The 13,000-nt window shown below is 41.1% G+C and carries 3 protein-coding genes; all 3 read left to right on the plus strand.

From position 1 onward, the window contains the following. The coding region (locus L1077_RS26520) for a hypothetical protein (protein WP_237139768.1) at positions 1-189 on the plus strand (189 nt) is incomplete at its 5' end. Then, a complete protein-coding gene (locus L1077_RS26525; protein ID WP_237139769.1) occupies positions 189-8,018 on the plus strand; it encodes a non-ribosomal peptide synthetase in 7,830 nt (2,609 codons plus the stop codon). The genes L1077_RS26520 and L1077_RS26525, both read left to right, overlap by 1 nt. A gap of 28 nt (positions 8,019-8,046) precedes the next feature. Further along, a partial coding sequence (locus tag L1077_RS26530; RefSeq protein WP_237139770.1) for a non-ribosomal peptide synthetase occupies positions 8,047-13,000 on the plus strand: 4,954 nt, incomplete at its 3' end.

Here is a 13,000-nt window from a genome sequence, read left to right on the forward strand (position 1 = left end):
TTGGGAGGTCACTCCTTACTAGTTGTGAAATACAACAGTGAAATATTGAAGCGCTTCTCTATAAAGCTGCAACTGAGGGAACTTATAGAGCACGATATCCTTAATATAGCAAGGGTAATGGACTCCGAGCTCCTTAAAATTGAATTGGATAACAAAGATAAAAATGCTCTGGAAGAGGTTGAAATTTAATGGATATTTACGCTCTGCTTACGTCACTAAATAGTTCAGGTATAGACGTGTTCTTAGACAACGGTAAGTTAAAAGCTCGTGCTGAAAAAGGAAACTTAGATAGCGAGAGTTTAGCCTTGCTTAAACAACATAAAGAGCAGCTTATCGCTCATTTAAATGTTGCCGCTACGGGTGCCAAAGTTAAAAAATCGTATCCACCAATTAAGAAAAGCGACAAGAAGCAAGCTGTATTGTCCTTTGCTCAGCAACGGCTGTGGTTTATTGAACAGATGCAAAAAAATAACTGGCAATACAACATGCCCGTGACTTTTTTGCTTAATGGAAATTTTGATATCGACGCTGCCCAACTTAGTCTATCAGCAATTATTGACCGACATGAAGTATTACGCACTGTTTATCAAGAAGTAAATGGACAAGCGATACAGAAGGTTCGTTCATCAGTCAATTTTGAATTATCTCACTTTGATTTAACTACATTATGTGAAGCAGACCAAAAGCAGCGCCTGACTGATTTATTGGATGAAGAAGCAATGCGTCCTTTTGACCTTTGTGAAGATACCATGCTGCGTTGTAGCTACGTGCAACTTGAATGTGACAAAGGTATTTTACTATTTAATATGCATCATATTGCATCTGACGGTTGGTCAATGGAGTTGCTTCTCAAAGAATTTGTGCTCTTTTATCAAGCTTATATCAACGGCGAATCTGCTTTGCTTGACCCCTTACCTGTTCAGTACAGCGATTATGCACAATGGCAACGAGATTGGTTGCAAGGAGATGTGTTATCGATTCAGTTGGATTACTGGGAAAAACAGCTTTTTGATATGCCTATGGAACATGGTCTACAGCTTGATAATCCTAGGCCTAAAAACAAGGGGAATACTGGGGCTAGGTTGACTTCAAATCTGTCATTTGAAGTAGCAAAAGGGCTTGATAAGCTCTCTTCTTGTCATCAACTTACACCATTTATGTTGATTCATGCGGCGTTGTCTTTGGTATTGGCTCGACACAGCAATCAGCATGATATCGTCATTGGTACGCCAGTCGCAAACCGCTTACAGACAGAGGTCGAGTCTCTGATTGGATTTTTTGTCAACACACTGGTACTACGAGTTGATACTTCGATCAAAACGCTTGATGCATTTCTAAACCATGTAAGGCAAGTCAACCTTGATGCTCAGTCACATCAGGAATTACCTTTTGAGCAACTGGTGGAACTACTCAAAGTGCCTCGTAGTCAAGCATATACACCTCTTTTTCAAATCATGCTGACTATGAATTCAGACTATGGTGTACTGCAACAAGACACTCCTTTTTCATTACCGGGCGTGTCTTTGTCTACACTATCAAGCACAAGGGTTGTGTCTCGTTTTGACATAGAAATAGATGTGCAGATAGACAGTAACGGGGTGCAATTAACCTGGACCTGGGATAAAGCTTTATTTGATAAGTCACGTATTGCCCAGCTCGATGATCATTTCTGTCGTTTATTGTCCCAGCTATCCAAAATTGAAGAGGATCTTTCTCTAAACCAGTTAACGTTGCTTTCAGATGATGAAATCCACTATTTACATTCTCTGAACAACAATAGCGTTGATTACCCTAAAAAGCAGTGTATTCATGAGTTGTTTGAGTACTGGACTCAGGCATCACCGGATGCGGTTGCTGTGACTTATAATGGAACCAGCCTGACTTATGGCCAGTTGGAGCGCAGAGCGAACAGGTTAGCTCGTTATTTACGAGATAGGCATACTATAGCGCCCGACACATTGGTGGGACTTTGCGTAGAGAGAAGTATTGATATGGTGGTCGGCATTCTTGCGATCCTCAAATCTGGTGCAGCTTATCTGCCTCTGGACCCGAGTTATCCCGATAGCCGCCTGCAATTTATGGTCTCGGACGCCAATCTGGGTATTGTATTGTGTACAAATTTAACGGCCCCTCAGTTACCTATAGGTAAATACACAAAAATTGTATTAGATAATACGGAAACATTAACTTCTATAAATGAATTGCCAGATACTCGATTGAATCTTGCTCAAACAGGTTTGACTACAAATAATCTTGCCTACGTTATATACACCTCAGGATCCACAGGGCAACCCAAAGGGGTAATGGTCGAGCATAAGCAACTGTGTCATTCCACTCACAACCGTATTGAATATTATTCTGATGTGTCATGTTTTCTAGTCGTCTCCTCGATGTCTTTTGATAGCTCAATTGCAGGCCTGTTTGGTTCTCTTTGCAGTGGTGCAACTTTGTGTCTACCAACATCTGAACAATTAGAAAACTTGGGGCGTTTATCTGCTCTTATCAACCAGACTAAAGTAAGTCATATGTTGATGATCCCTAGTTTATATCAGGCACTGTTACCATATTTAGATAAGAGTAATCAACTTCGCGGGGTCATCGTGGCAGGGGAAAGCTGTCCGACAAACTTGCCAGCACAACACGAAACTCATGAGTTTTTATCTGATTGTACTCTTTATAATGAATATGGCCCAACTGAGTGCACTGTATGGAGTACGGTAGCGAATTTATCTTTAAAGCCCCCTGTCAACATAGGCCACGCTTTGAATAATACACAGCTATATGTTTTGGATGCACAGCAGCAGCTGTTGCCTGCGGGTGTAACGGGGGAGTTATATATCGGTGGTGAGGGACTTGCGAGAGGTTATTTAAACCAGGTTAAGCAGACAGCTTCTCGTTTTGTTACCAATCCTTTCTACGACACTCAAAGTGCTAATACTAGTTCGCGATTATATCGTACAGGAGATAAAGTGCGCTATCTGCCATGCGGTAGCCTCGAGTTTGTCGGTCGCGTCGATAATCAAGTAAAAATAAGAGGTTTTCGCATTGAGCCTGCTGATGTAGAGCATCATTTGAGTCATTGTGATGGCGTCGATAGTGCTTTAGTCATGGTGAAAGGAGAACCCCCTGTTCAGAGGTTAGTTGCTTACCTCAAATCAGAAACCCCACATTATGATGACAGCAACTGGGTGCAAACTGTGAAAATGCAGTTGTCGGCACAGCTACCCACGCATATGGTTCCTTCCTTATTTGTCCCCGTGAGTGAGTGGCCTTTGACACCAAATGGTAAAGTAGATCGTGAGACTTTACCGAATGTCGAACATTTATTGTCAGCATCAGAATATGTAGCACCCAACAATGATATAGAACAAGCATTAGTGGATATCTGGGCATCATTACTAAACCTAGATGCTAAAAGTATCTCGACTACAGCGAACTTCTTTGAGCTGGGCGGCCACTCGTTGCTAGCGGTGAAACTCATTTCCAGAATTTCAAGCCAGTTCACGACTCGTCTTTCTGTAGCACAATTATTTGATTCACCTGAAATAGCTAGCCTCGCGAAAATCATTGATACTGCTGACAATGTTTCTATCCAAAAACACATAGAAAAAACGGAAGTCGATGACAAGCATATTCCACTATCTTATGCTCAAAAAAGGCTCTGGTACATCGACAAGGAATTGGGAACATCACAACAATATAATATGCAAAGAGCATTTCGTATCAAAGGCCCCCTTCAAATAGGGCTATTGCAAGACGTATTACGAAATTTAATTGAAAAACATGAAGTGCTCAGAACGCAATTTCAATTAAAAGATGGGGAACCGCGCCAAGTCATTAACCACGCCTTTGATTTTGCTTTAGAAATTCACGATCTGAGCAAGAGTGATACTCCTTCATTACAAGTTGATATGTTACTGGATAGCGATGCATTGAAGCCTTTTGATTTGCAACAGGACTTGATGTTTAGAGGGAGCATAATATTGCTTGGTGAGGAAGATCATGTCTTCTACTTTAATGTGCATCACATTGCATCTGATGCTTGGTCCATGTCGAACCTTTCGATGGAGTTTAGTCAGGCGTACTCTCAGGCGCAAGCTGGCCAGCAATATATGGACGTAAAGCCAGTGTTACAATATAAGCATTTTGCCAGTTGGCAAAATAGTTTATTGGAGTCTGATGAGTTCGACAAACAAATAGCATACTGGGAATCCCACTTAAAGGGTTGTCCACATTTCAACAGCTTCACACAGAAACAAGATAATGGTCAGAACCCCCAATTGAGTGGTAGGCGACTTGCCAATAAATTATCCTTGCCAATAACTAATCAATTGCAGACTGTGGCAACGAAGTATGCCGTTACGCACTTTATGGTCATACATGCAGTATTTTCTATCCTGATTGCCCGATATATGAATCGCGAGGAGGTTCTTTTGGGAACTCCTGTAGCGAATCGAATGTCGGAGCAATTGGAGAAAATGCAGGGCTTTTTTGTCAACTTATTGGTACTGAAAACACATATTGATGATTCCGACTTCGCTACTTACTTAGAGCATGTGAAACAAGTAAATATCGACGCGCAATCCAATCAGGATATGCCTTTTGACCTGCTGATTGAGCGATTAAATATCACAAGAGAGTTTAAAAAGAATCCGTTAGTGCAAATTGTCCTCGACATGAACAATGTGGGGATGACTGAACTAGAAATAGATGGGTTAAGCATTGAGTTCGTAGAAAGCAATGTCGTTAATCCAATTTTTGATTTGCAGCTATCCATTAACTCTCTTGGTGAAGGGTATCAACTGATATGGACTTACTCTAATGACAACTTTAGTGACGACTTTATTGCCAAACTAAATGAAAACTTTGTCTACTTGTTAGAAAACTGCTTGAAAATGGATGACGTGCCAATCTCTGCAATTAAGATGTTCAGTGAATCTGAAGCCTCTGCACTGCTGAGTCAAGAGTATGATTATAAACCAGTTCAATCATTCAACAACCTTAATAGCGTTCTTAATCAACAATTTAAAAATAACCAAAACAACATTGCTCTGATATTCGGTGAACAAAAATATAGCTATACCGAGTTACAGGAAAATATCATTCGATATGCACTGTATTTGAAGCAACAAGGCGTACAGAGAGGGGATGTCGTTGCTGTTTATCAAAGGCGAACACCTCAGTTGGTTTTCTCTTTGTTGGCAATTTTGGGAGTAGGTGCCACTTATGTTGTATTAGACCCTAAGCACTCAAGTAGTAGAAATACTTTTATTTTGCATGACAGTTGCGCCGCTTGTGTATTGACCAACATCGCGTCAGATGAATTGGGTTTCACGACGGAGGACGTTAAGGTTATTGATATAGAAGCACTAACTCAAAGGATGGAACCAGCTGAGCAAACTTTGCATTATACCGATTGTATAGACCTTTGCGACAATATTGCACCCGCTTATATTATTTATACTTCTGGATCGACTGGAAAACCTAAAGGTGTTGTGCAAACGCACCAGAATGTCATATCTCTAATGGATGAAACACAGAACTTATTTGAATTCAGCCATGAGGATGTTTGGGTACTATATCATTCATTATCGTTTGATTTCAGCGTCTGGGAAATGTGGGGGGCTTTCTTCTATGGTGGCACTTTAGTGCTTCTTTCAGAGGACCAGATCACAGATGCCAATCAACAAATTAATGTCTTTAAACAACATGGAGTCACGGTCCTCAATCAGACTCCAAGCGCTTTCTCATGGTTGAGTGAAGTACTGATCACAGAAAAAACATATCTAGAGTCTCTAAGATATTTGATTTTCGGTGGTGAAGCTGTGAGATATCACGCTGTACGTAATTGGTTTGATAATTATCCACAGGCCAAAACTCAGCTCATAAATATGTATGGCATTACAGAAACGACTGTTCATACCAGCTTTAAAAAGCTAGTTGTTGATGAAGTCTACGAAAAGTCCATAGGTAAACCGCTTCCAGGGCAGTATATATTGCTCTTGAATGAGCATTTACAGCCAGTACCAGAAGGCGTATTGGGGGAAGCCTATGTGGGTGGAACTCGTTTATCAAAAGGGTATTTAAATCGTGCAGAACTCAGCCGCCATGCATTTATTGATTCACCATTCCAACAGGGTCGACTATATAAAACCGGCGATTTGATGCGCAAACTCCCCAATGGTGAATTTGAATATGTGGGGCGCAACGATAACCAAATAAAGATTCGAGGGTTCCGTATTGAGTTAGGCGAAATAGAACATCAATTTCAAAGTATTCCCTTTGTCGGTGATGTCAAGGTAGTTCCACAATGCAAAGAAGCGGAGTCTACCAGCTTGTCGGCCTTCGTAAAACTTGCTCCAGACTTTTTCTACGAAGCGGACAGGTTCGATGATCAAAAGGAAGTAAAAAACTGGGTTGATGTGTTCGATTCTGCCTACTCATCTGATAACAACAAAGATAAGGAGTTGGATACTTCCGGATGGACTTGTAGCTATCGACAAAGTCAGATCCCAGATCATGAAATGCAGGAATGGGTTGAGAAAACGGTAGAACGCATTAATTCTGTAGGTGCGTCTCGGATTTTAGAAATTGGGGTTGGAACAGGCATGCTGCTTTATGGTTACGCAGACAGATGCGATAAAGTAGTGGCCTTGGATCTATCTAATAAAGCAATCAGTAATATTCGGGCACATACCGAAAGTCAGGGGTGGGATCATGTCGAAGCTTACGTGGGAGATGCATCAAATCTTACTTTCCTTAAAGAACAGCAATTCGATTTAATCATCATCAATTCGGTGGTTCAATATTTTCCGAGCGACACATATTTTATTGAGTTGATTAAAAACTTAAGAGGCTACTTGAGCCACAATAGCTCTTTGTTAATTGGCGATGTTCGAAACTTGGATTTGAAACTGGAATCAAGCTTATCTTATACATTGTTTGGTAACCCAAGTGACACACCTTTGGAGCTGAAAAACAAAACCTTACTTCACGATTATAATGACAACGAGCTACTAATCAGCCCATCGTTTTTTAGTGCTATTCATGAGGTGGTGAATGATTTTGTATGTGCTGGCATTTATTTGAAGCAGGACACTTTCAATAATGAAATGACTCGTTTTCGTTATGATGTGATATTGAGCTTTAAACGTGACAACCCCCTCCAAATGATTGAAAACTGGTATCAATGGAGTTCTTTAGAGGACATTGAAACCCGATTAAGACAGTCGAGAGGCTCATTTGGTATTAGCGGGTTTTGCAACGAGCGGGTTCTACTCGATGTAAAAAACACTCACTTGATTTTCGATAGTATGGAATATGCGAAAGACGATATTAACTTTGAAATGATGGGTATCGAAGCTGTATCTGACTTGCCTGATCTACACAGGATCGCATCGCAATATGGATTTGATTTTGAAGCGACCTGGTCTCAACAATCCAAGTCACTGGCAGATTTGATTTTCATCAAAAAACAGGATGCAAACCGCTATGCGGTCATGGCTAAAGATAAATACGGACAATCTCACAAAATCAACAAACCACAGCTTAGAGTCGCGAACAATGCGGTAGCTAAAGAACTCAAGAGTCAAATTAGTAGAAGACTTCCTTACTACATGGTGCCAGACAATATTCTTTTAGTGGATTATTTTCCAGTAACACCAAATGGAAAGTTTGATGTAAATAAGCTGCCTAATCTAGTGATGGTAGATTCTGATGAGTATGTCGCACCTGAAACTGAAATAGAATTTGCTCTGCAGGAAATTTGGCAGAACCTGTTGAATATTTCACGCATTAGTGTCACTTCTGATTTCTTTGAGTTAGGCGGCCACTCTCTTCTTATCGTCAAAATGCTTAACCAAATTTCCTCTGAGTTCAATGTGAAAGTCGAGATTAAAGACTTGTTTGAAAGTTCCAACATTCAGCAGTTGGCAAATGTCATTTCAGTGTTGGTAGAAAGCTCCGGGGATGAAGAGTTTGATGACATTGATGAGTCTTTCGAAGATATTGAATGGTAATTAGAAAATGAATTCTTATAAGAATAAAATGGAACACAATAAATTAAAAAGCACAGCCGATATTGTCACTTATCTTCGAAAACAGGGCGTTAAGCCCTATATAGAAGACGGAAAGTTAAAAACTCGCTCGCGAAAAGGGGCGATTACAGCTGATATAAAACTATTAATTAAAAATAATAAAGATGCCATTACCTTATTTCTTGCGAATGCGCAAAAAAATCAGCGTATGGCAATAAACCCCACAGACCGCTCTGGTGATTTGCCTCTGTCTTTTGCACAACAAAGATTATGGTTTATTGACAAACTGCAAAATGGCAGCCCTGAATACAACATGCCCGTCACATTCATATTGGATGGAAACCTAAATATTGATGCTGCACAGCGTAGTTTACTGCAGATTATTAAGCGCCATGAAATACTCAGAACTACCTATTTTGAAAAAGGTGGGGCAGGGTTTCAAAGAGTAAATACAATTGATAATTTTGAGCTCCATATTGTGGATTATCGACATATTTGTGAGCGAGACAAGCTTGATAAACTCCAGCAACTTATCACAGATGAAGAGTGGTACTGCTTTGATCTTTCTCAGGATTTAATGCTGCGTTGTAGCTACGTATTACTAGAACAAGAACGCGGCGCATTGATCTTTAATATGCATCATATTGCTTGCGATGGTTGGTCAATGGATATACTCGTAAGGGAGTTTATCAGCTATTATCAAGCTTTTTCTCTCGGTCAAACTGTAGAGCTAGATGCGCTTGCTGTACAATATGGGGACTATGCAAGTTGGCAAAGAGATTGGTTGCAAGGTGATGAACTTGAACGACAGTTAAATTACTGGCAGCAGAAATTAAGCGACCTTCCCATGGATCATGGAATTCGCCTTGATAAGCCACGCCCTGCTGTTAAACGACATAAGGGAGCCAGAGTAAGCAAGCGATTGCCAGCTGCAGTCACTCGTAGTCTAGAAGCGATAGCTTCAGAGCACCAACTCACACCATTTATGTTGCTGCACGGTATGCTATCTTTGGTGTTGTCGCGTCATAGCAACCGCCATGATATCGTTATTGGCACGCCCTCAGCTAACCGCCTCCCAGCCGAAGTAGAATCTTTAATTGGCTTTTTTGTTAATACTCTCGTATTGCGAGTTGATACCAATCCAAGATGCCTGAAAGAATACCTAAGCCATGTACGAGAAGTGCATTTAAGTGCTCAATCTCACCAAGACGTGCCTTTTGAACAATTAGTTGAACGTTTAAAAGTGCCTCGCAGTACGTCACATTCACCCCTTTTCCAAATCATGCTTTCAATGGAAAACGGTGTAGGTGAGAGCGGCGAAAAAGCCTTTACAGATTTTTCTCTTACTCCATATATTTCTGATACAACGACAGTTATGTTTGACATCCGAATCCAATTCATTCTGGATCTTACGGGCTTAAACATAGTTTGGACTTATGACAGTGACATTTTTGATGCAACACATATTAATCAAATTAACGAACATTTATGTCACTTACTTACACAATTAACCCAGTTATCAGAGTCGATTTCTATTAGCCAGTTACCGATACTACCCGAGCAGGAGTCTCACTACTTACTAGAGACTCTGAATAACACCTCTGCTCAGCAACCTTCCGGGTTTTGTATTCATCAGATATTTGAACAACGAGCTGCAAAAAGCCCTGAGGCTATCGCCCTTATTTGTGGGCAAGAAACTCTCAGTTATAAAGAGTTGGATAAGCGTGCCAGTCAGTTGGCTCATTACTTACGTGAGCGTTATGATGTAGTACCAGATATGCTGATAGGTTTATGTGCTGAGCGCGGTTTTGAAATGTTGGTGGGTATGCTTGGAATTCTTAAATCAGGTGGCGCCTATGTGCCACTTGATCCGTCTTACCCCGACAGTCGCCTTGAATACATGTTGTCTGATGCTCAGCTTGGGATAGTGTTGACTACAACGGTTGCATCTTCCCATTTACCAAGCGGGAATTTTGAGCATGTTTATTTGGATGACTTGCAAACGTTGAAAGAAATCAATGCGCAAAGTGATACTTGGTTAACTAACGATGATACTGGCGTCAGCGAAAACAATCTCGCTTACATTATTTACACCTCTGGCTCTACGGGACAGCCAAAAGGAGTTATGGTGGCACATGCCAATGTTCAGCGATTGTTTGCCAACACTCAACCCATGTTCGCATTTTCAGAGAGGGACGTTTGGGTATTGTTCCATTCCTTTTGTTTTGACTTTAGTGTTTGGGAAATATTTGGTGCTTTATTATATGGTGGCAAACTGGCCATTCCCAGTAAAGATAACATTCGCGATTTGGACCATTTTTACGACTATTGCATCACCAATAAAGTAACTGTGTTAAATCAAACGCCAACGTCGTTCCTAGCGCTTTCTCAATTTATGTTAAATGATGCCAAAAACAACCCGTTTGACTGGGTTATTTTTGGCGGCGAAGCCTTACAATTTGAGACGTTGCAATCATGGTTTGAACACCCCGTAAGTCAGCAAACTCGATTGGTGAACATGTACGGTATTACGGAGATTACTGTCCATGCAACAGCATATGAAGTCACAGGAAAAGAATGCCAAGGCTCAATTATTGGCAGGCCTCTAAATGACTTGTCTATGTATGTATTAGATGATAATCAACAGTTATTACCTCATGGAGTGGTTGGAGAATTGCATATTGGTGGACCAGGCCTCGCGCGTGGTTATTTGAATAAGCCGCAGCTGACAACATCACGTTTTATTGTTAATCCGTATTTCAATGTATCTAAGCCTGATAGCCACCCCGTGTTATATCGCACAGGAGATATGGTGCGTTACCTCACTGATGGCAATCTCGCTTTTATTGGTCGTGTTGATAACCAGGTTAAAGTCAGGGGGTTTCGTATTGAACCTGGCGAGGTTGAATTCCACCTAAGTGAATGTGATGGAGTACACAGTGCATTAGTTATGGCGCTTGACGACACTTCTTCGCAACAATTAGTGGGTTACATCCGGCCTGAGGAGCCAGAAACAAATACAGATTGGTTGCATGACTTAAAAGCACAAATGTCTGAAAAAGTGCCAGCGCATATGATTCCGTCAGTACTTATGTCTATCAGTGAGTGGCCGCTGACCAGTAACGGAAAAATAGATCGCAAAGCACTACCTGCTGTGGATGGACGTCAGTTAAGAGGTGAATATATGGCACCTCAAACTGACACACAAAAGGCGTTGGTAACAATTTGGTCGGCACTTTTACAGCTGGATATTGAGTCGATTAGTGTTACTGCGAATTTTTTCGAGCTGGGTGGACATTCGTTGCTGTGTGTCCGTTTGGTATCCGACATCCGTCGAGAATTGGGTGCAGAAATTAGCATAAAAACACTGTTTGAATCACCAACTATTTTGGCGTTAGACTATGTGATTTCCTGCAGTCAAGAAGCCATAAGGCCACAAATCATTGCACATGAGCGCACAGAGAGCGGCGACGTTTTATCATTTTCTCAGCAACGCCTTTGGTTTATAGATCAGCTGCATGGCAGCAGTTCTGTGTACAATATGCCCGCTGCCTTTTTTCTTAAAGGCAAATTTAATATTCATGCTGCCGAGCAAAGTCTATCTACTATTATTAGTCGACATGAAGTGCTACGCACCGTTTATCGAGAAGTTAATGGACAGGCTGTGCAATTCGTCCAGCCACCATCAGAGTTTACCTTAACTCAGTATGACCTTTGTGCAAAATCAGATATTGAACAAGTTAACACTGTAAAGGTTTTATTAGACAAAGAGGCCAAACGCCCTTTTGATCTTAGCAAAGATCTTATGTTGCGTTGTAGCTATGTGGTGTTGGGAGAAGAGAAAGCGAACTTATTGTTCAATATGCATCATATAGCCTCTGATGGCTGGTCTATGGAATTGTTGATAAAAGAGTTTGTTACTTTATATCAAAGCTATGTATCCGCACAACCCGTTACGCTTGCACCACTTTCTGTACAGTATGCAGATTATGCTCAATGGCAGCGCGATTGGTTGCAGGGAGATATACTTGAGAGTCAGTTGGCATACTGGCGAGAACATCTAACGGATGTGCCAGTTAAACACAGTCTTCGAATAGATCACGCTAGGCCACAAGTCAAGGAATTCGTTGGCGAAAGAATGTCTGCTGAGTTACCTATCGAAGTACTTCTTGGATTGGAAAAGTTAGCAGCAGTGCACCAAGTCACGCCATTTATGCTGGTACATGGCGCATTATCATTGGTATTGTCAAGACACAGTAACTCAAACGATATCGTAATAGGCACACCGGTCGCTAACCGTTTGCAATCAGAAGTGGAATCCTTGATTGGCTTTTTTGTCAACACGTTGGTTTTGAGATTAGACACGTCTGACAACAACCTTAACGATTATTTGAGGCAGGTGCGTAGTGTACATCTTAATGCTCAGTCAAATCAGGATGTGCCTTTCGAGAAATTAGTTGAACTGTTGAGTGTGCCTCGAAGCACTGCCCATACTCCATTGTTTCAGATCATGCTAAGAATGCAGTCTGGCTATGGTATATCACAGAACGATGGCAGCTTTACTTTACCACAGGTTTCAATTTCACCATTAGCGTCCGAACATGTGGTTGCGTTGTTTGATCTTGAACTAGATGTGCAGTTTGATAGCGACGCGATAAAGTTAAATTGGATTTGGGATAAAGCTTTATTCGATGCCGCGAGCATTATGCAGTTAAACCAATACCTGAGCCGATTGTTGACCCAAATGTCAGAGGTAACCGCGGATATACCTTTGAATCAGTTAACAATGATTTCATTACAAGAATGCCAATATCAACTACACGATTTCAATGATACCGCCGCAGACTTCGCTACTAATCACTGTATCCATGAACTTTTTGAAAAGCAGGCTCACGCGACCCCAGATGCCATAGCGCTAGTTAGTTGCAATGAACAATTGACATATGAGCAACTCAACCGACGAA

The sequence above is a fragment of the Pseudoalteromonas luteoviolacea genome, from assembly GCF_021654285.1.
Taxonomy (GTDB): domain Bacteria; phylum Pseudomonadota; class Gammaproteobacteria; order Enterobacterales; family Alteromonadaceae; genus Pseudoalteromonas; species Pseudoalteromonas luteoviolacea_J.